At 55.6% G+C, this 23,647-nt stretch carries 26 protein-coding genes; 16 read left to right on the forward strand and 10 right to left on the reverse strand.

Annotated features, from left to right (window positions below):
• Nucleotide 1: 1 nt before the first annotated feature.
• Entirely contained in the window at nucleotides 2-673 is a 672-nt protein-coding gene (locus ACA061_RS08445; RefSeq protein WP_497301151.1) for a hypothetical protein, read from the reverse strand.
• A gap of 359 nt (nucleotides 674-1,032) precedes the next feature.
• Between ACA061_RS08445 and ACA061_RS08450 the strand changes: the two genes are divergently transcribed.
• Nucleotides 1,033-1,296, forward strand: coding sequence for a CopG family ribbon-helix-helix protein (locus ACA061_RS08450; protein ID WP_497301153.1), 264 nt, complete (start codon nucleotides 1,033-1,035; stop codon nucleotides 1,294-1,296).
• Nucleotides 1,259-1,549: a type II toxin-antitoxin system RelE/ParE family toxin gene (locus ACA061_RS08455; protein ID WP_497301155.1), complete on the forward strand. Its 291-nt coding sequence runs from the start codon at nucleotides 1,259-1,261 to the stop codon at nucleotides 1,547-1,549. The genes ACA061_RS08450 and ACA061_RS08455 overlap by 38 nt, the downstream gene beginning before the upstream one ends.
• 227 nt (nucleotides 1,550-1,776) lie before the next feature.
• Here ACA061_RS08455 and ACA061_RS08460 read toward each other — a convergent pair whose 3' ends face one another.
• From ACA061_RS08460 to ACA061_RS08485, 6 genes are all read right to left on the reverse strand, one after another.
• Entirely contained in the window at nucleotides 1,777-1,995 is a 219-nt protein-coding gene (locus ACA061_RS08460) for a hypothetical protein (RefSeq protein WP_497301157.1), read from the reverse strand.
• Between the two features lie 393 nt (nucleotides 1,996-2,388).
• The gene (locus ACA061_RS08465; protein WP_497301158.1) at nucleotides 2,389-4,059 is read right to left on the reverse strand and encodes a tetratricopeptide repeat protein; all 1,671 of its coding nucleotides are present in this window, start codon (nucleotides 4,057-4,059) and stop codon (nucleotides 2,389-2,391) included.
• A 213-nt stretch (nucleotides 4,060-4,272) separates the two neighbouring features.
• Nucleotides 4,273-5,823, reverse strand: coding sequence for a GapS1 family protein (gapS1, locus tag ACA061_RS08470; protein ID WP_497301160.1), 1,551 nt, complete (start codon nucleotides 5,821-5,823; stop codon nucleotides 4,273-4,275).
• Nucleotides 5,824-6,236: 413 nt separating this feature from the next.
• The gene (locus tag ACA061_RS08475; RefSeq protein ID WP_150618554.1) at nucleotides 6,237-6,794 is read right to left on the reverse strand and encodes a Smr/MutS family protein; all 558 of its coding nucleotides are present in this window, start codon (nucleotides 6,792-6,794) and stop codon (nucleotides 6,237-6,239) included.
• 73 nt (nucleotides 6,795-6,867) lie between these two features.
• Complete coding sequence (locus tag ACA061_RS08480; protein WP_042558444.1) at nucleotides 6,868-7,188, reverse strand: hypothetical protein; 321 nt, start codon at nucleotides 7,186-7,188, stop codon at nucleotides 6,868-6,870.
• A 130-nt stretch (nucleotides 7,189-7,318) separates the two neighbouring features.
• Nucleotides 7,319-7,909, reverse strand: a complete 591-nt coding sequence (locus tag ACA061_RS08485) for a cysteine hydrolase family protein (RefSeq protein WP_053118675.1) — start codon at nucleotides 7,907-7,909, stop codon at nucleotides 7,319-7,321.
• 239 nt (nucleotides 7,910-8,148) lie between these two features.
• Between ACA061_RS08485 and prmB the strand changes: the two genes are divergently transcribed.
• Nucleotides 8,149-9,057 carry a 50S ribosomal protein L3 N(5)-glutamine methyltransferase gene (gene prmB / locus ACA061_RS08490; RefSeq protein WP_150618555.1) on the forward strand — a complete coding sequence of 303 codons (909 nt, stop codon included), beginning with the start codon at nucleotides 8,149-8,151 and terminating at the stop codon, nucleotides 9,055-9,057.
• Between the two features lie 83 nt (nucleotides 9,058-9,140).
• On the opposite strand, the gene ACA061_RS08495 is transcribed toward prmB, so the two are convergent.
• Nucleotides 9,141-9,932 carry a hypothetical protein gene (locus ACA061_RS08495; RefSeq protein ID WP_150618556.1) on the reverse strand — a complete coding sequence of 264 codons (792 nt, stop codon included), beginning with the start codon at nucleotides 9,930-9,932 and terminating at the stop codon, nucleotides 9,141-9,143.
• 131 nt (nucleotides 9,933-10,063) lie between these two features.
• The gene (locus ACA061_RS08500) at nucleotides 10,064-11,017 is read right to left on the reverse strand and encodes an alpha/beta hydrolase (protein WP_210702091.1); all 954 of its coding nucleotides are present in this window, start codon (nucleotides 11,015-11,017) and stop codon (nucleotides 10,064-10,066) included.
• Between the two features lie 130 nt (nucleotides 11,018-11,147).
• On the opposite strand from ACA061_RS08500, the gene aroC reads away from it, so the two are divergent.
• The 5 genes from aroC (at nucleotide 11,148) to mtnC (ending at nucleotide 15,370) form a co-directional block, all read left to right on the forward strand.
• Nucleotides 11,148-12,239 carry a chorismate synthase gene (aroC, locus tag ACA061_RS08505; RefSeq protein ID WP_210553627.1) on the forward strand — a complete coding sequence of 364 codons (1,092 nt, stop codon included), beginning with the start codon at nucleotides 11,148-11,150 and terminating at the stop codon, nucleotides 12,237-12,239.
• A gap of 34 nt (nucleotides 12,240-12,273) precedes the next feature.
• Complete coding sequence (locus ACA061_RS08510) at nucleotides 12,274-13,419, forward strand: MFS transporter (protein ID WP_150618559.1); 1,146 nt, start codon at nucleotides 12,274-12,276, stop codon at nucleotides 13,417-13,419.
• Nucleotides 13,416-14,042 carry a methylthioribulose 1-phosphate dehydratase gene (locus ACA061_RS08515; RefSeq protein WP_150649604.1) on the forward strand — a complete coding sequence of 209 codons (627 nt, stop codon included), beginning with the start codon at nucleotides 13,416-13,418 and terminating at the stop codon, nucleotides 14,040-14,042. The genes ACA061_RS08510 and ACA061_RS08515 overlap by 4 nt, the downstream gene beginning before the upstream one ends.
• A 94-nt stretch (nucleotides 14,043-14,136) precedes the next feature.
• A complete protein-coding gene (locus ACA061_RS08520; RefSeq protein WP_150601299.1) occupies nucleotides 14,137-14,682 on the forward strand; it encodes a 1,2-dihydroxy-3-keto-5-methylthiopentene dioxygenase in 546 nt (181 codons plus the stop codon).
• Between the two features lie 4 nt (nucleotides 14,683-14,686).
• Nucleotides 14,687-15,370: an acireductone synthase gene (gene mtnC / locus ACA061_RS08525; RefSeq protein WP_497301162.1), complete on the forward strand. Its 684-nt coding sequence runs from the start codon at nucleotides 14,687-14,689 to the stop codon at nucleotides 15,368-15,370.
• Between the two features lie 172 nt (nucleotides 15,371-15,542).
• On the opposite strand, the gene ACA061_RS08530 is transcribed toward mtnC, so the two are convergent.
• Nucleotides 15,543-15,821: a DUF3509 domain-containing protein gene (locus tag ACA061_RS08530; RefSeq protein ID WP_150601301.1), complete on the reverse strand. Its 279-nt coding sequence runs from the start codon at nucleotides 15,819-15,821 to the stop codon at nucleotides 15,543-15,545.
• Between the two features lie 383 nt (nucleotides 15,822-16,204).
• Here ACA061_RS08530 and ACA061_RS08535 point away from each other — a divergent pair, with 383 nt between their 5' ends.
• The 8 genes from ACA061_RS08535 (at nucleotide 16,205) to ACA061_RS08570 (ending at nucleotide 23,643) form a co-directional block, all read left to right on the forward strand.
• Entirely contained in the window at nucleotides 16,205-18,043 is a 1,839-nt protein-coding gene (locus tag ACA061_RS08535) for a long-chain-acyl-CoA synthetase (protein ID WP_497301163.1), read from the forward strand.
• Between the two features lie 96 nt (nucleotides 18,044-18,139).
• Entirely contained in the window at nucleotides 18,140-18,658 is a 519-nt protein-coding gene (locus ACA061_RS08540) for an ankyrin repeat domain-containing protein (RefSeq protein WP_150618585.1), read from the forward strand.
• A 152-nt stretch (nucleotides 18,659-18,810) separates the two neighbouring features.
• Nucleotides 18,811-19,341: a hypothetical protein gene (locus ACA061_RS08545; RefSeq protein ID WP_150618584.1), complete on the forward strand. Its 531-nt coding sequence runs from the start codon at nucleotides 18,811-18,813 to the stop codon at nucleotides 19,339-19,341.
• Between the two features lie 71 nt (nucleotides 19,342-19,412).
• Nucleotides 19,413-19,604: a PLDc N-terminal domain-containing protein gene (locus tag ACA061_RS08550; RefSeq protein ID WP_150601305.1), complete on the forward strand. Its 192-nt coding sequence runs from the start codon at nucleotides 19,413-19,415 to the stop codon at nucleotides 19,602-19,604.
• 218 nt (nucleotides 19,605-19,822) lie between these two features.
• A complete protein-coding gene (speE, locus tag ACA061_RS08555; RefSeq protein WP_497301165.1) occupies nucleotides 19,823-20,698 on the forward strand; it encodes a polyamine aminopropyltransferase in 876 nt (291 codons plus the stop codon).
• Nucleotides 20,699-20,902: 204 nt separating this feature from the next.
• Nucleotides 20,903-21,136: a hypothetical protein gene (locus ACA061_RS08560; RefSeq protein ID WP_150601307.1), complete on the forward strand. Its 234-nt coding sequence runs from the start codon at nucleotides 20,903-20,905 to the stop codon at nucleotides 21,134-21,136.
• 210 nt (nucleotides 21,137-21,346) lie between these two features.
• Nucleotides 21,347-21,694: a ribonuclease E inhibitor RraB gene (locus ACA061_RS08565; protein WP_042558460.1), complete on the forward strand. Its 348-nt coding sequence runs from the start codon at nucleotides 21,347-21,349 to the stop codon at nucleotides 21,692-21,694.
• Nucleotides 21,695-22,233: 539 nt separating this feature from the next.
• Complete coding sequence (locus ACA061_RS08570) at nucleotides 22,234-23,643, forward strand: circularly permuted type 2 ATP-grasp protein (RefSeq protein WP_497301166.1); 1,410 nt, start codon at nucleotides 22,234-22,236, stop codon at nucleotides 23,641-23,643.
• Nucleotides 23,644-23,647: the final 4 nt, after the last annotated feature.

Raw genomic sequence — 23,647 nt, forward strand, 5'->3', positions numbered from 1 at the left:
TTCAGGGCCCCGGTTCCTCAAGCGCCAAGTCGTACTGCTCGACGTCGATCAGCAGCCAGCCGCCGGTGGGTTGGTTAGACCCGTCGATCATGAGCCCCTGCACCATTGTTCCATGCGGCAGCATCACCCGCAGCGCGTTGGCCTCCTTGGGGCCTTGCAGGTAATGCTGCAATTCAACGCGGACGCGACCGGAGTCCACATTAATGAGGCGCACCGGGCATTCGAGACTGGTTAGCTCGGCCGGCTCCCGCCCCAGATAGCGGGCCAACACGGTAACGGCGGCCAGACCTTGATAAACGCACAGGGGCATCCCTTCAAAAAATGAGCGGCTGCAGCAAGCCAAACGGTAGGAGAATGGTAGACCCGTCCTGGTACGTCTGATTTCCACGGCGCATAAAAAGGGTCCCCACGCCTGCGCCAGGAGTGGGGGCCGATTCAACATAAACGGCGATCTGTTCATTGGATGACAAAAGCCGCCATCAGACGTACGCGCCGTCCGCACTTCTGACATATACAAACCGATAGACGGTGATTTCGGTCGGCACTTCGCATTGAATTCCTTTTTTTTTTGGACGATCCATTGGTCATTGAGGAGCATGTTTATGAAGTGTATGTGCTGGATTTGTTGGGAAAATGCGGAACGTCGTTCTCTCGCAGGCGACTGGGTGAACATCGAATGTCACGCCTGCGGCCGCTATTTCATCAGCAGGCAACTGATGCGAGATAACGCAGGCAAGATTCTTGACGTGAAAGCAATGAGATACCTCATTGCTAACGCGGTAGCTGCCGGAGTAGCGCCCACCGTAAGCTACGGAACGGCTCGATTCGTGGAAGCCCGTAAGCACTCGGTATGACCGTGTGGGTACGAATGGCGGTGCTCCCCTCGCACCGTTCTAGTCTTCGGATAGCGCTTCGGTAAACCGCCTCGGCCGGCTATTCGGCTTTGTTGACATAGTTATTATTTAAGTGGACACTGTCTACAAGTAAACACAACCGAATACAACGTATACAAGCCGTCCTGGAGCGATTATTATGGCCTCGCCTGTCCTGTCTTTTCGTGTCGAATCCGAGCTTATCAACCAGCTTGATCAACTCGCCGAAGCAACTGATCGGGATCGCCAATATCACCTCAAGCGTGCGCTAGCACGTTATGTTGAGTCGGAATCTTGGCATTTTCGAGCTGTAGCTGAAGGCATTGCTGATGCAGAGGCAGGCAACCTAGTCGACTTGGATGCCGTGAAGGCTAAGTGGGTGGCCCGTGCCGAAAATCGCATTAACGAGCAAAGCGGACAGTGATCTCGACGGTATCTATGAGCATTACGCACCGTTGCTGGGTGCTGAAGTGTCAGAAGGCATCGTGTTTCATATCATCGATGCTTTGACTATGCTTGAGACCTTCCCGCAAATGGGTAAGGCCTCGGATATTCCAGATTGCCGGGAGCTGATAATCTCGAAATATCCCTATCGAGGGATTTATACGCTCAAGGGCGCGACGATCAGGATCTACCGAATCCTACATCAGCATGCCGAACGCCCTGAAGACTGGTGATAGATACCAAAAAAAACCGCCGTTGAGGCGGGATTTTTTTGTGTTCGATTTGTGTTTGGCTCAGCCCCAGACACTACAGCTCTTGGACCTCATCAGCTCCATGTAACTGCATAATGACTCCCTATTGGCATACGCTGCTCCGGTTTGGCGCAGCAGGGTCTTTTCTACTCGTTCCTTTGGCCAACGCCCACAGCAATCGATTCAGAAAAAGTATAACGGAGCATTTCCTAGCACTCGCGCAATCGCATGATCGCGTCAGTAATCGCTCTTGCGTTTTTGTCTAGAGTTTCCAGCGCTATAACGGCGTTATCAGCGACATCGTCTGCGCCCGCCCCAGAAATCCAATGGGTGATTTCTTCGATCGCTGCGCCTAACGCGTGCTGGTTGTGCAATAGCAACGTCAATGCGTCCGCAGTTGTGACGTTAGAGTCTGAGTTGTTTGGCATGCGCATCATCCTTGATCGAAAGTTCGTAAGCCTTGTTCGGGCGTCCAGGTCAGATTAGCCCAATCGCTTTTCCATGCGGCTTGTTTTGCGCACCAAATTCGCGCATCTGTCCCAGAGCTGTTCAATATGACCTTTTTTCAGACGACAAAAACCACAAAGCTACAACTTTCCCCCATGAAAATCAGTAGCTTGCGTTTACGCAGTGTGGCGGTGAAGGAGACATTCGAACTCCCAGCCAAGCGAACAGGCGAAGTATGTATCCCTTACAGGCGCGGCCTCTCATCCGGGCAGCTTCATGGGACACTTCTTGTTTGCTGCTTAGAAATTGCTACAACGCAACGCTGCTGTGAGCCTCTAGCCAATCAGCGCAGGGAACAGGCGGATTGGACGAATTCAATCGAACGCCGGTCTAGAAGTGCTATCTCCTGCCGCTTCGAATCTTGCAAAACTCGAATCGAGTAGCTGCCGGAAAGCATCATCGATCTCACCAAGAGGGTGAACTTGCAGGTCTGCAAGCGTGGCCTCAAAGATTTCTCGTCCGCCTAAATCCATCGAACGCTCTAATAGAGAAGTGACTACTTCCTCTGATTTGTTTTGGAGGTGACTGCAGTACGCGAGGTTGCCCAATATGATTGAAGAGTGAGGTCTTATTTTAGAGGCATCAGTAAAATAATTGAATGCATTTTCCAACTGCGTAATGCGGACGGCTGTATTTTGCCATTGCGCTTTGGCTCGGCAGAGAAGGCTAAATCCTTTACTGTTAATGCCAACAGCAAAAGCATCTTTTACTTCAATTGAGTCGTCATGCCCAAACGTATTTATAAATTTTTCATAAGCGCTGTCAAATTTTTCAAATTCGCGTTGAGTGTCAAATGATTTGGCGGAGTTTATAAGTGCGTAAGCGGCCAAATATCTAATTTTGGGATCGTCGTGCGTCTTGTATTTTTCGAATACCTCTTCGTAAAGAGGTAGAGCGTCGTTTAGGCGGTTCAGTTTGTCTAGGCTTATGGCTTTGTTATAGCAGGCCTCGATGAAATACCCAACTAAGTCAGCTCGCTTTTCATTTTTTTGGAAGAAATGCAACATTTCTTCGCAAGTTTTAAGTGCTCTATCGTATTTTTCTAAGTGACCGAAGCTAACAGCCTTCGCGTTTAATGCTTTAGAAATTTGTATGTGGGCATCGGCTGTTGGGGATTTTTCCAACAATTCGATGACATCGTCGAATAATTGAATTGCCTCTGCGTAGCGCTTTAACTGACTTAAAACATTGCCGGCGTTGAGTAGAGCTTGAGCTTTTTCTTGAAGGGTAGCGGAAGCCATGTTTGCAGCGTTAGACCAAAGGCTAACTGCTCTTTCTTTATCGCCTCTTTGAAACGCGTCAAAGGCTAGGTAGTTCCAGTCCTGATAGTCAAAGTCATTTTCTGCTTTGTTTTTTGTTGCTTGCGCTGCGACTGTGAGAGCTGGCTCAGCAATGAAAGGCTTTTCCTCGCTCGATTTCTGCGTATCGCTGAGAGAGGTCTGGAGTTTTTGCATCGCTTGCTCAACAAGGTCGTGATTTGTCTTGAGCATATCCATATGAGAATTAAAGCTTGATTCGGCTTGGCTCTCCAGCGATCGTAGTGTGACCTGTAGGGTGTCGATGCGCGCTTGTAAATCATCGGTATGCGTTTTGAACCAATCATTCGCGGTTTTTTTTGCTTCAGATTGAGCTTCTTTTTTTGCCTTGTTTTGAACGGAAAAATAGCCAGCTAAACCGCCCAAAGCTAAAACTATTCCTAGCCCGCTGAGGAGTGTATTCAAAATATTTAGACTCTGATCTATATGAGAGTTTTGGCTTTCAAGTCGTTTGTCCTGGCTGTCAATTCGCGTTGATAAAATCAGAATATCTTTTTGTAACGCTCCTTTCGTTGCTTCAAGACGTAAGGATGTTGTTTCTTTTAAGTGAGATAGCTCCTTGTCTTCCGGTTTGTTTGCAGCCATCGCATGGTTTGCGAAAGTTAAGGAGGTTGAGAAGCTTAGGGCCGCTAGGGAATAAGAGAATATAGTTGATCTGCGCTTTGGCATTGAAGCCTACTCCCTGTGACTTAAGTTGTAACTAAGGTTATTGTCTGCTGTGACGAATGAAGCTCTCAGCAATGGGTAAAAGCTGTTGGATCGTGATTACGTTGCGGGACACACCCACTTAAGCAAGGCATCTTTCATGGAATCCATCCTTGAGAAGCGATGCGGAGATCATCGTGTGCATAGACCAGAAACGGTAAGGCTTGTGGCCACAAATTACGAACGAAAAGCATTTATCAGCCCATCAATTATCGGTACGAATTTTTCTGCATGAGGAGATGGCATGTCGACGCTTTCAGGCCAGTCTGCAAGGTGTTGAGCAAACATAAACTTACGCGTTATTGGACTGCTGTCTGCTGATTCGGCGCGTTTAAGTGCATCGAGAAGGCCTATTCTTTTTTCTTTGACTAACTGGAGCAACTTTTCTAGTTCTTCTATGGTTAGAAAAAACATTCGATGTGGCGGTATGCGTAAATGTGGGGGGTAAAAGTCTAAAATTCGATTTAGCGCATCTTCTCCAATGGCGCTTCCTAAGCTAATCCCATTGCCTATATACAGTTCTTTATAAGTAACCACAATTAGGTAGTTTTCTGTTCGTGCTTTAACAATCGGGTCAAGGTTGGTTGCTTCAGCAATTTGTTTGTTAGTGGCATGTACCTGATCAACAGCTTTTATTAATGAGCTCGTAGTGGCGCCCCGCACTACTTCCTTCAAGTGTGTGGCTTTCCCGCGAGTCGCCATTTCGACCGCTTTCGCCTCAATATAAATATTTGCATCTCCGTCAACGATTAAGAAGTCAACAACCTTGCCCTTACTCCCAAGCTTGTTTTTGAGGGCTTTCTCATCGGAATAATTCAAATTCGAGGATGCGATCAATCGCCCGATATAAGCTTCAAAACGGCGACCAAAATGTAATCTAAATTTTTCATGGTCTGCTTTTTTTAGGGTGTCAAAAATGAAGTGTCCTAGGTTGCTAGTAAGTATTTGAGGGTAAACACAGCAGTAGTTATCAGAACTTCTAATTAGAGGAAATTCTAAAAAAGGAGTCTCCTCAAGAAATTCTGTAACCCGACGCCTCTTTGAGTCTGATGCGCGTAGCTTGCCGGGCAAATCACCTATGTTTATCGATATATTCCTTAGAAATGCATCCACATCTTGAGGGGCAATCTCATGCTCGATTGGCGCGAAGAAATCCCGCTTAAAAACAGGAGGTGAGTCTTCGTCCATAAAGTGGCTCATGAGGCATAAGGATATTTTTACAAAAGACGCAAGTGGTAGGCCAGCGACTTTAAGAAACGCTGTCTGAAAAAAATGATCAAAGCTGACATCCAAAAATAGTTCATTTTGACGCGCAACTGCATCCAAGTTTATAGATTGCTGATACAGGAACTGTTGAGCAGCTACGGCTCGAAAAAAAAGAGTTAGGTCTTCAAATTGACTAGGTTTTCTGCCGACCCACGATAATTTGTAAACCCTATTCAAAAGGCGATCAAACTGGGCTTCATTTATTTTTGGTCGACCTCTTCGAACTACCTCTTCATCCATGAACGCCCATTTGAGCAGAACTAGGTGAATCCAAGGCTGCTTTCTGATTTGATCCACCTGTTTTGCTTCTGGGCGAAAAAGGACGCCCAAGGAGGCTGACAGAACGCTAAGAGGCTCATACAAACGCAATGTGTTTCGCACTGGTTTATATAGGCGATAGAACTCTTCATCGGTTATAGGCTTCGCGTTTACAGTGCTATTTGGTTCTTCCTTTGCCTGCACGATCTGTCCTCACATTGTCGCGTCTGATGGTCAAAAAATGTCGATCCGCTTCTCAAGATAACAAAAGTCATCTCGTGGGTATTTTTTTGCCGAAAGCTGCTGCTGAAAGCTTTGCTAGATTGGTCCTCACCAAAGTAAAAGCCCCGCATCATCGTTGACGATTCGGGGCATTTAAGTTGTTTATTGATCACAGATTCCGTACCAATTTCTGTACCATTCACTGCGCCTTGGCATCGGATGCCTGGTTGTTCTGAGGGCTAACCTCTTGATTTCATTGCCCCTGACAACTTACGGAATACCCCGAAACATGGCGGTGTAATTCTGTTCCAAGGACATGAAACTACCTGTGGGGATTTTCGCAAAGGGCAAGGGTACGGTGGCGGACACGCCCCTGCAAGTTCGGTGTGACGCGATTATTCGTCGCGGCCTTCCATCATGGTGCGTTTGAGCATCACGTAAACCGCGCCGGCGCCACCATGTTTGGCCTGACATGAGCAGAAACCCAGCACTTGCGCGTGCTGGCGCAACCAGGTGTTGACGTGGCTTTTGATCATTGGCCGCTTGCCGTCCAGCCGCACAGCCTTGCCGTGGGTGACGCGCACGCAGCGGATTTCGAATTTGGTCGCTTCGGCGAGGAACGCCCAGAGGGTTTCCCGGGCCTTTTCCACGTTCATGCCGTGCAGGTCGAGGCTGCCTTCGAACGGGATCTGCCCGACCTTGAGCTTGCGCATCTGACTTTCCTGAACCCCGTCGCGAGCCCACATCAGCTCGTCTTCCGGGCCGACGTCGATCACGAACTGATCCGACAGACCGTCAACGGTAGCTTGGTCGGTGCGCACGGTGGCCGATTGGCGCAGCTTGGCGATCTGGGCGCGGTCAGTCTTGGGTTTGCCGGTGTCGGCGCGATCGTGCTTGATCGGCTTGACGCCGCGCAGCTCGTTTTTGAACAGGGAAAAATCGTCGTCTTGCATGTCAGCCTCCGCGAAGGGCGGCCAGTTTACCCAAGTCGAAACAAAACGGCCCGGCAAAAAGCCAGGCCGTCGATCAGTCGTGTTTTTTCATCAGGTGCGGGGACATGTTCAGTTCCCGCGATTGCCGTGCGCGACGGCGGCAGCGACGCCATAGGGCGACACCGAAATACAGAAACAGCAAACCGACCGCCAGAATAATCGCCGAGCCCATGGGCGTGGCGTTCAAGTCACCGAGCGCCGGCGGGCGTCCCAGCAGGCTGGCAGCACCGGCCATCGCCAGCAGCACGCCAAACGTCGCCAGAATGGCGGCGAATGCTGCGCCGAAGCGAAAACGCCAGTTGCTTTGGCCTTTGGGCCGCAAGCGGCGTGCGTCAAATCCATCGGATAACTTCATTCCGACCTTCCTCAATGGTATCGGCCCTTCGACCGGGAGTTGACCGGGTTGTTCCTGAGGCTATGGCATTTGCGGCAAATGAGAGGCTTTTGCGGATGAGCGGCGGCATGAGCCGCTCATCAAGCGGCGATCAGATCAGGTCTTGAGTCAAAGCGAGCGTGGCGAAGTTGTCGGCCATGATCGCCATTTCCGCCTCCTGTACGAGTTCGGCGCTGAGTACACGGCCCTTGAACGGCAAGTCACGGGTGGCGCAAGCGTCTTCAACCAGGGTACAGCGGAAACCCAGGTTCTTCGCTGCGCGCACGGTGGTGCTGACGCTGGAATGGCTCATGAAGCCGCAAACGATCAGGTCCAGCGAGCCGAGGTTTTGCAGGCGATCGAGCAATTCAGTGCCGTGAAACGCGCTCGGCAGCAGTTTGCCGATGATGGTTTCATCACCTTGCGGCTCAAGGCCGGGGATGAATTCGCCGCGTTCACCTTGCGGGTCGAACAGGCCACCGACGGTGCCGAGGTGACGCACGTGCACAATCGGCCGACCGGCTGCACGGGCTGCGGCAACCACTTGTTTGATGTTTGCGACGGCCGCGTCCATGCCGCTCAGGGCCAGCGGGCCACTGAGATATTCTTTCTGGGCATCGATGATGACCACGGTCGCATGGCTCAGTGTGGCCGCTGCGTAACCGCGACCGCTGAGTTGAAACATCGTTTTTGGAACGGACATTCTGGGGCTCCTTGGGGTGGGGCTTTTGCGGCATTGTCCTCTGGCTGAGCGGTTCTGTGAATCGCTACCATCGTAGGCACCGTCGTTATTGGCCTGCAGCCTTGTCAAGTTACACGTTCTGTTCAATAGCGGATAAGAAAAACAGAACAGTCCTACGGTCGGCCCGGTGTTTTTCCTGCGTCGTCGTAGCGCGTTTTGGCTGGTAGAATCGCCAGTCGTTTTTTCTGGAGTTCTGCCCCGTGATCACTTCCCGACTTCGTACCCTGCGCGACCATATCCGTTGGGCCGTCAGCCGCTTCCATGGGGAGGATCTGTTTTTCGGCCATGGCACCGACAATGCGTGGGACGAAGCCCGCCAGTTGGTGCTGGGGGCTCTGCACCTGCCGTGGGAAATCGCCGATAGCTATCTGGATTGCGCGCTGGAAGACGATGAGCTGGTTAATCTGCAACGCCTGCTCAAACGCCGCATCGAAGAGCGCATTCCAACGGCTTATCTGTTGGGTGAAGCGTGGTTCTGCGGCATGTCGTTCATTGTCGATGAGCGTGTGTTGATTCCGCGTTCGCCGATTGGCGAGCTGATCGAAAACCGTTTTGCGCCTTGGATCGGCGATGAACCTGCGCGAATTCTTGACCTGTGCACCGGCTCCGGTTGCATCGGTATCGCCTGCGCTTACGAGTTCCAGAACGCTGAAGTCGTGCTGGCGGACCTGTCGTTCGAAGCGCTGGAAGTGGCCAATCAGAATATCGAACGCCATGGCGTCGATGAGCGCGTGTACACCGTGCAGGGCGATGGCTTTGATGGATTGCCGGGTCAGCGTTTCGACCTGATCGTGTCGAACCCGCCTTACGTGGATGCCGAAGATTTCGCCGACATGCCGGACGAATATCAACACGAACCGGAGTTGGGTCTGGCCTGCGGTGATGACGGTCTGAACCTGGTGCGACGGATGCTCGCCGAAGCGGCGGATCATCTGACCGAGAAGGGTTTGCTGATTGTTGAAGTCGGCAATAGCCAGGTGCACGTTGATGCGCTGTACCCGGAAGTCGATTTTGCCTGGCTTGAGTTCCAGCGCGGCGGGCATGGCGTGTTCATGCTGACCGCAGAGCAGTGCCGCGATCATCAGGCGCTGTTCGCGTCACGCGTATAACCCTTTAAAAGCAAAAGATCGCAGCCTTCGGCAGGTGTACACCATCCCCGTGTAGGAGCTGCCGCAGGCTGCGATCTTTTGATCTACCGGTGTGTCGCAATCCAGATCAACAACCCCGCCTGAAACACCGCGAACGCCACCAGACACGTAATGGTGAACCGCAGCCCAGCGTCTTCGCGCTTGAACTTGCTGACCTTGTCTTCCTGCTTTTTGAGCTTCACTTCCTGCTCGGCCAGATTCTGCTCAGCCTGCTGAAGCATCTGCGCCGCTTCAAGAATTTCGACGACTTGCAGCTTTTCGCTGTTCCAGTCACCCAGCAAGTCACCGACCTGCACTTCCTTGACGCTGCCCTTCAAATGCTGCGCATCGGCGTACGCCACATCAAAACCATGCACGCGCAGGAAATGATCGCGACGCAGGCGAGTGTCCTCGTTCAACGCGTCCTTGTTGTTCAAGTCCATGCCGTCGACGGTGTAGGTGGGCCAGCGTTTTTTCGCCCAGTTGATGCCTTGCGCAGCGACGAAACGGCCGATGCCACGGTTCAACGGTTCGATCTGCAAGCCGCTGTCCGGGCCGAAATGCACACGTTTGGTGGTGTGATTGACCCACACATCGAGCAGATTCTGTTCTTTGCGCACGCGCTGGCCAGGCAACTTGATCGCCATGCGCATCAGGCTTTGTTCTTTGCTGTTGCGTTCGGCGTAACCGAACTCGACAAAGCGCAGCGGCCGGCCACCGGTGTTGCGGTCGGTCTGCAAGGGGGCCAGGCGGAGCATCTTGTGGTGCTCGGCGTGGACATCCGCCCACGGCAGCTCGACCGCTGGCGGTGCGTCTTTTTCAGCGGTGGTGTCGGGTGAAGTCTGCGTATCAGTCATAACGGCGAGATCCTGTCCAAGCCCTGCTTGTCACCAGCTATTGCGCTGGCGACAAAGGCTTATCGGCCGTTTTCTTCAGGACTGGAGGGGGATCAGGCGGGAAAACTGCCTGAAACGCCCCCAGTTGAGGCTTAACGGGTGCGAAGTCCGTCAATAAACTCGATGATTTGCGCACCAAGCTCCGCAGCCAGCGGCAAGTTTGGATCCTTGTAGGAGGCCAATTGCCGCTTCATGTCGTTATGCACGATGCGCAGCACATGGTTCATGCCTTCGATCACCACCAGTTCGGCATCGGGTTTGGCAGCCTTGAGCAATTTCGCGTCTTCGGTACCGACCTGCATGTCATTGCTGCCCTGGACAATCAGCGCCGGCATTGGCAATTGTGCGAACGCTTTAGCGGGATCCTGACGGAATAGCGAAATCAGATACGGCTGCACGCTCGGACGGAATATCACTTGCAGCTGCGCCGGTACGTTGTCATCGACGTGACCGGCCTTGAGGCTGTCGAGCAGTTCATTGCTGCGCAGCATCAGCGGCGGCGGCAGGCTGCGGGCCAGTTGCTCGCGGATCACCTGATCGACCGGCCGGGCACTGCCGGACAAGGAAATCACGGCGGCCGCGTCTACTTTTGGCGCAGCGAGGGTGGCGATCAGCGCGCCTTCACTGTGACCGAGCAGAATCAGTTGACCGAAACGCGGATCAGCCTTGAGCTTTTGTCCCCACGCCACCGCGTCGGCCGCGTAGGCCTCGACAGACAGATTGCGCTCATCCGGCGTCGCCGCCAGGCTCGCAGCCACGCCGCGCTTGTCGTAACGCACGCTGGCGATGTTGTGTTTGGCCAAGACCCAGGCCAGCCGTTTGAGGCTGTCGTTGCGGCCGCCGTCAGGGTTGTTTCCGTCACGATCCGTAGGACCTGAGCCAGAAATGATCAGGACAACCGGCACAGGCTTGTCGGATTTTGGCAGCAACAGCGAGCCGAAAAGTTCGCCGCTGCCGGTGTCCAGAGACATCGGGCGCTGTAGGACAGTCGCCTGGGCAAAGCCAGTAAAGAGGGTAAGACTCAAGATCAGAACTCGCAGCATCATCACGCCATCATTCGCCAAGGTGCCGGTTGGACTCACCAGCACCACTAAGGTTCGAGGATGAACTACTGGGTTAGCCTGCGTATACTGGCGCGCATCAAGAATTCGGGTTTGATTTCACGGAGCGTCCTGCATGTCCGGCAATACCTACGGCAAGTTGTTCACTGTCACCACCGCTGGCGAAAGTCATGGTCCGGCGTTGGTCGCCATTGTCGACGGCTGCCCGCCGGGCCTGGAGATTTGTGTCGCAGACCTGCAACGCGACCTCGATCGCCGCAAGCCCGGCACCAGCCGCCACACCACCCAGCGCCAAGAGCCCGACGAAGTCGAAATCCTTTCCGGCGTGTTCGAGGGGCGCACCACCGGTTGCTCGATTGGCCTGCTGATCCGCAACACCGACCAGAAGTCCAAGGACTACTCGGCGATCAAGGATCTGTTCCGCCCGGCTCACGCCGACTACACCTATCACCACAAATACGGCGAGCGCGACTACCGTGGCGGTGGCCGCAGCTCGGCGCGCGAGACCGCGATGCGTGTGGCGGCGGGTGCGATTGCGAAGAGATTCCTCGCCACCCAGGGCATCGTCATTCGTGGCTATATGAGCCAGCTCGGCCCGATCGAAATCCCGTTCAAGACCTGGGATTCGGTTGAAGAGAACGCCTTCTTCAGCCCTGACCCGGACAAAGTCCCCGAGCTGGAAGCCTACATGGACCAGTTGCGTCGTGATCAGGATTCGGTCGGAGCGAAAATCACCGTGGTCGCCGAAGGCGTGATGCCGGGACTGGGCGAGCCGATTTTTGATCGTCTCGACGCCGAACTGGCCCATGCGCTGATGAGCATCAACGCGGTCAAAGGCGTGGAAATCGGCGCCGGTTTCGCCTGCGTTGCCCAGCGCGGCACCGAGCATCGTGATGAAATGACCCCGGAAGGTTTCCTCAGCAACAACGCTGGCGGCATTCTCGGCGGTATCTCGTCCGGTCAGCCGATCGTTGCGCATCTGGCACTCAAGCCAACATCGAGCATCACCACCCCGGGCCGTTCGATTGATGTCGATGGCAACCCGGTCGATGTGATCACCAAGGGCCGTCACGACCCTTGCGTGGGTATCCGCGCCACGCCGATTGCCGAGGCGATGATGGCCATCGTGCTGATGGATCACCTGTTGCGTCACCGTGGGCAGAACGCCGATGTGCGCGTAAACACGCCGGTGCTGGGTCAGCTCTGATGGCAGATATCAAAGCCGCTGCGGCTTGAAGGGCGTGGCGGCGCTTCCTTACTGGCGGCTGTCCAGTTTTTATCTGTTCTATTTCGCCTTGCTCGGTTCGACGGCGCCGTTTCTGGCGCTGTACTTCGATCATCTCGGGTTCAGCGCCGCGCGCATCGGCGAACTGGTGGCAATCCCGATGTTGATGCGCTGTGTGGCGCCAAACATCTGGGGCTGGCTGGGTGATTACACCGGCAAACGTCTGGCCATCGTGCGCTTCGGCGCGGTGTGCACGTTGCTGACCTTCTCGTTGATTTTCGTCAGCAAGAGCTACGCCTGGCTGGCGATGGTCATGGCTTTGCACGCGTTCTTCTGGCACGCGGTGTTGCCGCAGTTCGAAGTCATCACACTGGCGCATTTACAGGGCCAGACCTCGCGTTACAGCCAGATCCGCCTGTGGGGCTCGATTGGTTTCATCATCACCGTGGTCGCTTTGGGGCGTCTGTTCGAATGGCTCAGTCTTGACATCTACCCAGCGGCGCTGGTGTTGATCATGGCCGGCATCGTCCTCAGCAGTTTGTGGGTGCCGAACGCGCAACCGGCGCAGGGTAACCGACCGGGCGGGGAGGGCTTTCTCAAACAATTGCGCAGCCCTGGCGTGCTCGCGTTTTACGGCTGCGTGGCGCTGATGCAAATGAGCCACGGCCCGTATTACACCTTTTTGACGCTGCACCTGGAAAAACTCGGTTACACACGAGGCGTGATCGGCATGCTCTGGGCGGTCGGTGTAGTCGCTGAAGTACTGATGTTCATGGCCATGAGCCGGATTCTGGCGCGGTTCTCAGTACGCCGGGTGCTGCTGGCCAGTTTTCTGTTGGCGGCCCTGCGCTGGTTACTGCTAGGTTCGTTCGCCGAGTTTCTCTGGGTTCTGCTGTTTGCGCAGGTTCTGCATGCGGCGACTTTCGGCAGTTTTCACGCCGCTGCCATCCAGTTCGTGCAACGTAGCTTCGGTGCGCGTCAACAGGGGCAGGGCCAGGCGCTGTATGCGGCACTGGCCGGCACCGGCGGTGCGCTGGGCGCGTTGTATTCCGGCTACAGCTGGAATGCCCTCGGGGCGACATTGACCTTTAGTATTGCCAGTCTCGCGGCGCTCGCGGCTGCCGTTATCATTGCCACACGGATGCAAGAGGACAGGCCATGAGCCTTACGCGTGAACAACTCGCCCAGCAAATCGTCGACGCCGGGCGTTTCCTTTATGGTCGCGGCTGGTCACCGGCCACCAGCAGCAATTATTCGACGCGCCTGTCGGCCAGCGAAGCGTTGTTAACCGTGTCCGGCAAGCACAAGGGTCAGTTGGGACTGGACGATGTGCTTGCCACCGACCTGTCCGGTAACAGCCTGGAGCCGGGCAAAAAACCGTCCGCCGAAACCTTGCTGCACACCCAGCTCTACAGCTGGCGCCCGGAGATCGGTGCGGTGCTGCACACTCATTCGGTCAATGCCACGGTGCTGTCGCGCCTGACCCCGCAAGACTTTATCGAGTTCGAAGACTACGAACTGCAAAAAGCCTTCAGCGGCATCTCGACCCATGAATCCCGGGTGCGCGTGCCGATTTTCGACAACGATCAGGACATTGCGCGCCTCGCTGCCAAGGTGCAGCCTTGGCTCGACGCCCATCCCGATTGCGTCGGTTATCTGATTCGCGGTCACGGCCTCTACACCTGGGGTGCGCAGATGAGCGATGCACTGCGCCAGATCGAAGCCTTTGAATTCCTGTTTGAATGCGAGTTGAAAACCCGCAGCGTCATGAACCGCCAAGGCTGACTTCACCCGAAGTCGCCCATTTGCCTGATGAAATGCTGTGCCCGACCGGTCTGTAAGAACCGGACGGCAAGGCCGATACCGAGGAATTGCCCCAATGAGCAGCCTGTCCGTCTATCACGTTTCCAGCCCTGAAATTCCGAACAAGGTGCTGACCCATCTCGAAGACATCGCCTCGACTCTGGCCGAGCAGGGCGTGCGCTTCGACCGCTGGCAAGCCACCGCGAAGATCCAGCCCGGCGCCACGCAGGAAGAGGTGATCAGCGCTTATAAAGAGCAGATCGACAAACTGATGACCGAGCGCGGTTACATCACCGTCGACGTCATCAGCCTCAACAGCGACCATCCGCAAAAAGCCGAACTGCGTGCCAAGTTCCTCGAAGAACACCGCCACGGCGAAGACGAAGTCAGATTTTTCGTCGCCGGCCGTGGGCTGTTTACTCTGCACATCGACGATTACGTCTACGCCGTACTCTGCGAGAAGAATGACCTGATCTCGGTACCCGCCGGCACCAAGCACTGGTTCGACATGGGCGAGCATCCGCACTTTGTCGCGATTCGCCTGTTCAACAACCCGGACGGCTGGGTTGCCAATTTCACCGGCGAAGACATCGCCGGTCGCTTCCCGCGTCTGGAGGACTGAGCCCATGTCGATCAAAGTCATCCTCACCGACATCGAAGGCACCACCAGCGCGGTCAGTTTCGTCTTCGACGTGCTGTTTCCGTACGCGGCCAAACACCTGCCGGAATTCGTGCGCCAGAACGCTGAGCGTGCCGATGTCGCGGAGCAACTCGACGCCGTACGCCGTGACAGCAATGAGCCGCAGGCCGATGTTGAGCGGGTTGTTGAAATCCTTTTGAGCTGGATTGCCGAAGACCGCAAAGCCACGCCGCTCAAAGCGTTGCAGGGCATGGTCTGGGAGCAGGGTTATCAGGCCGGGCAGTTGAAAGGGCATGTTTACCCGGATGCCGTTGAAGCACTTCAACGCTGGCACGCGGCCGGTTATCAACTGTTTGTGTACTCGTCGGGCTCGATCCAGGCGCAGAAGCTGATCTTCGGCTGCTCGGAAGCGGGTGATCTGACGCCGCTGTTCAGCGGCTATTTCGACACCACGTCGGGACCGAAACGTGAGACGCAGTCTTACACGAACATTCAACAGGCAATTGCGGTTGAGCCTGCGCAGATTCTGTTTCTGTCGGACATCGTCGAAGAGCTCGATGCCGCTCAGTCTGCCGGTATGCAGACCTGCGGTCTGGCCCGCGAAGGCGGGGAGTTGGCGGGTCACGTAACCGTCGACAGCTTCACCGGAATCGAACCGGAAGCGTTCTGACGTCTACGCAAAACACTGTGGGAGCCGCGGCACGCTGCGATCTTTTGATCTTGTTCTTAAAAAAATCAAAAGATCGCAGCGTTCCGCAGCTCCTGGATAAATCTGAGCACAAAAAAACAGGCCGTGAAGCGAAAGCTCCACGGCCTGTTTTGTTTAACGAGTTCTTAAGCAGTTACAGCGAGTGATAAGTCGGCAGGGCAAAACGCTGCTGGCTCTGCAGCATCGCAATCTGCGGCAACTCGCTGGCCTGTTCGGCCAGGTCACGACGAATCGCACTGATCGCCCACGACAGTTGGTCGCCGGCATGCAGTTGCTGATACGTCAGTGCACGTTTGAACACTTTGCCGTCGGCACTACGCAGCGTCAGCAAAATCCCGCCATCGGGACGCGGCGAGGTGGTGACGTCGAAGTTGGAGAATAGGGAGGTAAATTTCTCTTGAATCAGGCTCATGTTTTCAGCTCCGTATGCACTTGAATGGCAAGCATGCAAAGGAGGTTGCAGTGATTGTGCCAGCATCGGATAAAAATAAAACTGTTATAAATCAATGGCTTAAGAACAAGATGATTTTCTGGTGTCGTGCAAACTGCATGAATGGCCATCGTGCATCCTGCATTTTGCGGGATCGTTCAGGAATTAACGGAACCAATCGAGCTTTTCTGAATCATCGACATCGCCACCGCCCGGGCGGATACAAAACATTGCAAAAACCGCGTGTACAGCCCGAGAAGCGCTGACGTACTTTCAGTCTCGACCCTCGCTCGAATGCGTCGGTCGCATCAGCCCGACAATAAAAAAACATCGGCCACCACGCGAAGGTCGAACGGGGAGCTTCCATGAGTCACGCGCCAAGCGACACGATTACCTGGGGCATGATGCTCCGCAAGCTGCCGATGATTGCCAAGGCCATTCCCCGAGTGGTCAAGGGCATGAAGGTCGCCAACGTCACGGATCCGACCCAAAGCTGTGGCCTTGGCTGGACGTTCGAACAAGCGACTCTGCGCAACCCCGATGGCCCGGCGTTGTTGCAGGGAGAGGTGGCGCTGAGTTATTCACAGGTCAACCAGTGGGCCAATCGCATCGCCCACTATCTGAGCGAGCAAGGCATCGGCAAGGGCGATGTGGTCGCGGTTTTTATCGAGAATCGCCCGGAGTTGCTGGTGACGATTCTGGCACTGGCCAAGGTCGGTGCCGTCAGCGCGTTGCTCAATACTTCGCTGACCCGTGACACGCTGATTCACAGCGTGAATCTGGTGGCGCCGGTGGCGATTGTGGTCGGCGAAGAACTGCTGCCGGCGTTCGCAGCGGTGCGCGATCAGGTCTCGATCGCAGCGCAGCGCAGCTGGTTTGTCGCCGATCAGGACACCAGCAACCACCCGGGCATTGCCCCCGAAGGCTACGTCAACCTGATCAGCGCCAGTGTCGATGCTTCCAGTGAAAATCCGCCAAGCAGCCAACAGGTATTTTTCGACGACCCGTGTTTCTACATTTACACCTCCGGCACCACCGGCCTGCCCAAGGCCGGGGTGTTCAAGCACGGTCGCTGGATGCGCAGTTCGACCAGCTTCGGCATGATCGCGCTGAACATGCGCCCCGACGATGTCGTCTACTGCACCTTGCCGCTGTACCACGCCACGGGTTTGTGTGTGTGCTGGGGCTCGGCGATCAACGGCGCATCGGGTTTTGCGATACGCCGTAAATTCAGCGCCAGTCAGTTCTGGAGCGACGTGCGCCGCTATCGCGCGACCACCATTGGTTACGTCGGCGAGTTGTGCCGCTATCTGGTCGATCAACCGGCCAGCGCCGACGACAACCGTCACGGCGTGCGCAAGATGATCGGCAACGGCCTGCGCCCCGGCGCCTGGGCCGAGTTCAAGACCCGCTTTGCCGTCGAGCACATCTGCGAGCTGTACGCGGCGAGCGACGGCAATATCGGATTCACCAACATTCTCAACTTCGACAACACCATCGGTTTTTCGCTGATGGCCTGGGAGCTGGTGGCTTACGACCATGACAGCGGCCAGCCGATCCGCAGTGCTGACGGTTTCATGCGCAAGGTCGGCAAGGGCGAGCAGGGCTTGCTGCTGGCGCGGATCGACGAGAAGGCGCCACTGGACGGTTATACCGATCCGCAGAAGACCGCCAAGGTTGTGCTGCACGATGTGTTTAGCAAAGGCGATCGCTTTTTCAACACCGGCGACCTGCTGCGCAACATCGGTTTCGGTCATGCCCAGTTTGTTGATCGCCTCGGCGACACCTATCGCTGGAAGGGCGAAAACGTCTCGACCACTGAAGTCGAAAACCTGCTGCTGCAACATCCGCATATTTGCGAAGCAGTGGCGTACGGGGTGGAAATTCTCAATACCAACGGCCGCGCGGGAATGGCGGCGATTACCCCGGCTGAATCCCTCGCGACACTGGATTTCGCCGAGTTGCTGGCATTCGCCCGGCAACGTCTGCCGGCCTATGCGGTGCCGTTGTTTTTGCGGGTGAAGGTAAAAATGGAAACCACCGGCACTTTCAAATATCAGAAAACCCGCCTGAAAAATGAAGGCTTCGACCCCGGCCAGACAGGCGACGATCCGATATTCGCCTGGCTACCCGGCACGCAAACCTATGTGCAGGTGACCGATGAAGTGTTGGCTGAAATTCATCAGGGCAAATACCGCTATTGATTCTGGCTATGGGTAAATTTCAGAAAAAGGGGGTGACAGCCATCGTCGCGCTCGGGAAACTGTCGGCTTTCCGATTGACCGAAGTGGAGTTGCCCCATGTCCGACCAAAGCCGCCAGATGACCCCTGAAGAAGCTGCCGAATTCTCCGAGCAGGTTTTCAACAAGGCGCGCGACGGTGATGCGCTGATGCTCGATCGACTGGTCAGCGCCGGTTTGCCGGTGAACCTGAAAAACAGCAAGGGCGATACCTTGCTGATGCTTGCCAGCTATTACGGCCATGTCGACGCAGTGCAAGTGCTGCTTAAACACAAGGCTGATCCCGAGATGCGCAATGCCAACGGCCAGAGTCCGATTGCCGGCGCGGCGTTCAAAGGTGATCTGGCAGTGGTCAAGGCGTTGGTAGAGGCGGGCGCGGAAATCGAAGGCTCGTCCTTTGATGGCCGGACTGCACTGATGATGGCGGCGATGTTCAACCGTGTTGAGATCGTTGACTACCTGATCAGCAAGGGCGCCGACCCGAAAGCCAAGGATGCCAATGGCGTTACAGCGGTCGATGCGGCGCGGACCATGGGTGCGGTTGACACTACGGCGCAGCTGGAGAAATTGCTGGCCTGACGGGCCTCAAAAGATCGCAGCCTTCGGCAGCTCCTACACAGATCACCGGCGATGCGCGCAATCATGTAGGCGCTGCCGAAGGCTGCGATCTTTTGCTTTGTGCGCTATCCTCCGCGCCCTCAAAATCCATCTTCGCCACAGGATCCGCCCTCATGAAAGCCGCACTCGTCGAACTCATCAGCAAAATCAGCTCCGGCTGTATGGGCGAGGACGAGATCCTGAAAGTGGCGGACGAAGCTGCCCAGGCCTACGCCGATGCCGGCGCTTTTCTGGCGGCCAACCCGGACATCAACTACGACGACACTTTCCCGATCGCATTGGGCGAGTGGGTTGTGGTCGGCAGCCTGCCGGAAACCGTGTTGTTCCAGGCTGACACCTACGTCGACCTGTTCGCTCAGATCGTCGCCTCGTTCGGCCCGACCGTGGACTTCAACCTCAAGCCCAAGCAACTGGCCAAAACCGAAGCGCTGACTGCGCTCAACCGCATTCAGGTGCAGATGAGCAGCCTGAACAAGGAAAATGGCGGTTACACGCTGATGAACTTCAGCCAGTTGCTCGACGACGAGCTGCAAGTGGTGCTGGTCTACGGCAACGACGTGCCGCGAGTCCTCGAGTTGTGCGCGCAAGTCGGCATTGCCGCTGCGCCTTCTCTGGAAGCCTTGAAGGTCGCCGTTCACGTTTGAGCACAATAAAAGGGAACCCTGCACGCGACCGTCTATCCTAAAAGTGCATGCCACTATTCTGGAGCGACACCATGGGTTCCACGTTCAACGGTCTGATTGGCCTGATCATTCTTGCCCTCGATATCTGGGCCATCATCAATGTGCTGAAAAGCGGCGTCTCCACCGGGATGAAAATCGTCTGGGTGCTGCTGATCATCCTCCTGCCAGTGCTGGGCCTGATCATCTGGGCGATTGCCGGGCCACGGGGCAGCGTGCGGATCTGACGCACTACCCTGTAGGAGCTGCCGAAGGCTGCGATCTTTTGATGTTGTTTTTTAAAATCAGGATCAAAAGATCGCAGCCTTCGGCAGCTCCTACAGGGGCTTGTGTTCAGCCGATGAAGTGAGGTTCGACCTGTCATCTTCGGCAACGTAGAATGCGCGCCTTTCCCGGGCAATCGTCTCCACGAGCAACGCCCGTGCATTCATCGGAGCACTTGACCATGACCGTCACCAAAACCAGCGAGTACCTGGAAACCCTCTACGAAGGTTACGGCCAGCGTTTTCGCATGGAAAAACTGCTGCATGAAGTGCGCACCGAACACCAGCACCTGGTGATCTTCCAGAACCCGCGCATGGGCCGGGTGATGGCACTGGACGGCGTGATCCAGACCACCGAAGCCGATGAATTCATCTACCACGAAATGCTCACCCACGTACCGATCCTCGCCCATGGCGCCGCCAAGCGCGTGCTGATCATCGGTGGTGGTGACGGTGGCATGCTGCGCGAAGTGACCAAGCATGCGGGCGTCGAGCACATCACCATGGTCGAGATCGACGGCACCGTGGTCGAGATGTGCAAAGAGTTTCTGCCGGAGCATTCCAAGGGCGCCTACGACGATCCACGGCTGAATCTGGTGATTGATGACGGGATGCGCTTCGTCGCCACGACCACCGAAAAATTCGACGTGATCATTTCCGACTCTACCGACCCGATCGGCCCGGGCGAAGTGCTGTTCTCGGAAAACTTCTATCAGGCCTGCCATCGCTGCCTGAACGAAGGCGGCATCCTCGTGACCCAGAACGGCACGCCGTTCATGCAGATCGAAGAAGTCAAAACCACCGCCGGTCGCCTGCGCAGCCTGTTCCCGGACTGGCATTTCTATCAAGCGGCGGTGCCGACCTACATCGGCGGTTCGATGACCTTCGCCTGGGGCTCGACCAACCCGGCATACCGCAAGCTGAGCCGTGAAACCCTGCAACAGCGTTTCATCGGCAGCAGCATCGTCACCCGCTACTACAACCCGGAAATCCACATCGGCGCGTTTGCAATGCCGCAGTACGTATTGCAGGCGATCAACAAGCCAAGCAACGACTAAACATCATGGTGCGCCTGTAGGAGCTGCCGCAGGCTGCGATCTTTTGATCTTGTTTCTGAAAGTCAAAAGATCGCAGCCTGCGGCAGCTCCGACAGTAAATTTTTTATTTTCATCCTCGCGCGCTGCATTCCTTTTGAACGATCAATCCCTCTAAAAGTCGAGATAGAGGTAAGCCCATTTGCGGGTTTGATCGAGGAGGCACCGATGCAAAAGTGGAAAGTCACTTTCGTGGACGATCATGGTGAAGTTGTCGATGAGGTGTTCGAGCGTGCGGAATGCCCAAGCGATGACGAAGCCGCTCGACTGATCAAGGCGCGGCTCCTGCCCGTTGCTGCCGAACTGGATCTGAACGATCTAGAAGGGCGCACCGCCGATGCCGGCGTGAAAAACCTGAAAACCCAGAACGCCATCGAAATCCGCAGCATCACTCCAATCTGAATACTTCCTGTCACTTGAAGCACCAGGCCTTGGCAGCGGCTCTATCTTGGGGCTACTCTGCAAGCGAGATCAGCGAATGGATCGCTAAGGTCTGGTCTTGTCAGCTACATGCTTGTTTCCCGCAGCAACCACGTTGCAGTAGTACTTTGGCCAGTAAGGCCCGGGGCGGGAATACGGAAAGTCTATCCATCTATCCGAGGGGGACGATTCATGAGCACAGCCTATCAAGAAGACATCAGCAGCAATGTTCTGCGCCGCATGAAAGAAGGCGGTTTCGATTTTTCCCGATTCCATCCCATCGAGTTCTACGCGATTTTCCCGGACGAGGAGCGGGCGCGCAGGGCAGCAGGAAAATTTCGCGGTGAATCCATCAATGCCCAGGTCAGCGCGCGCGACGACGGCGCGTGGTCTCTGGAATTAAGCAAAGTGATGTACGCAACCTATGACGATATTGGCGATTTCGAGCAGGGCTTTTCTGCCGTGGTCGAGCCGTTGGGCGGCATCATCGAGGGCTGGGGCGTGAAGCAGGAGGTGCGCAGTCGCTACCGTCTGAACTGATCTCTTGAAATAAATAACTGTTCAGCAACGGCTGACCTTTGGGTCGGCCGTTTTCGTTTCTGAAAATCAAAAGATCGCAACCTTCGGCAGCGCCTACCCCAATCACCTGTAGGGGCTGCCGAAGGCTGCGATCTTTTGCTTTTGCTTTCAAAACGTTTCAAGCAGGCAAAAAAAAGCCACCGCAGAGGGTGGCTAAAAGGGAAGACCGATAAGGAGAGGAAACCGGTCAGGGTCAAGGCTTTGCGGGCTGCGTTGGCAGTGCGGATCAGTGGGGCTGAAGAATTCTGCGTAGAAGTTTTTTCAGCGAATGCGCGGATTATCCGCAGCCAGCCGCAAGCAGTGAAATCAACTCTGACTATGCTGGTGATAGGCGATGCAGTGCGTCGCAATGAAGCGGGGGCGATCAGGTGGGGGCATTTGCCGCACAGGAATGGTGCGGTGCCTGCGACGTGAATATCCAACCAATTGATATCAAAGCGTTTATGCCGATGGCACGGGCCTTGCGAAGGCCTGTAGGTCCGGGTGACAAGGAGTACGGCATGATCCGCACCTATTTTGATGAGATGTACGATGCCGGCGGCCTGGTTCGCCCGCATTACCGGGAATTTGCCCGTTGGCTGGCCGATACGCCTGATGAGCTGCTGGCGCAACGGCGCCGCGAGGCCGATCTGCTGTTCCATCGCGCCGGGATTACTTTCACGCTCTATGGGGACGAGCAGGGCACAGAGCGCCTGATTCCTTTCGACACCATTCCGCGCAGCATTCCCTCCAGCGAATGGCGGATCGTCGAGCGCGGCTGCATCCAGCGGGTCAAGGCGTTGAACATGTTCCTCGCCGATCTCTACCACGAGCAGCGCATCATCAAGGCCGGGATCATTCCCGCCGAGCAAGTGCTGGCCAACGAGCAGTATCAGTTGGCGATGCAGGGTCTGGATCTGCACCGCGATATCTATTCGCACATCTCTGGCGTCGATCTGGTGCGTGATGGCGACGGCACCTATTACGTGCTCGAAGACAATTTGCGCACTCCGAGCGGCGTGAGCTACATGCTCGAAGACCGCAAAATGATGATGCGTCTGTTCCCGGAACTGTTCGCCGCCCAGCGCATCGCGCCGATCGACCATTATCCGAACCTGTTGCTCGACACCCTGAAAAGCTCCAGCCCCATCGATAACCCAAGCGTGGTGGTGCTGACGCCGGGGCGCTTCAACAGTGCGTTTTTCGAGCATGCGTTTCTGGCGCGAGAGATGGGTGTTGAACTGGTGGAAGGCGCGGACCTGTTCGTGCGTGACGACAAGGTCTTCATGCGCACCACCGACGGCCCGAAAGCCGTGGACGTAATCTACCGCCGCCTCGACGATGCGTTCCTCGATCCGCTGGCGTTCAATCCGGACTCGATGCTCGGTGTGCCGGGGCTGCTGTCGTCCTACCGCTCCGGCAATGTGGTGCTGGCGAACGCCATCGGTACCGGCGTGGCGGATGACAAATCGGTCTATCCGTTTGTCACCGACATGATCCGCTTCTATCTCGATGAAGAACCGATCCTGAAAAATGTGCCGACCTGGCAATGCCGCAATCCGTCTGAACTCTCCCACGTGCTGGCCAATCTTCCAGATCTGGTGGTCAAGGAAACCCAGGGCTCCGGCGGTTACGGGATGTTGGTGGGGCCGGCGTCGACGAAAGCGGAAATTGACGCCTTTCGCGAGCGGATCAAAGCCAAACCTCACGCGTATATCGCACAACCGACGCTGTCACTGTCGACCTGCCCGACCTTTGTCGAAAACGGCATTGCGCCACGTCATATCGACTTGCGCCCGTTTGTCTTGTCGGGGCGCGAAACCCGGGTCGTACCCGGTGGTTTGACCCGTGTCGCGCTGCGTGAAGGCTCTCTGGTGGTGAATTCCTCCCAGGGCGGCGGAACCAAGGACACCTGGGTGGTCGAGGATTGAAGGA

The organism is Pseudomonas sp. LBUM1668 (genome assembly GCF_059695715.1).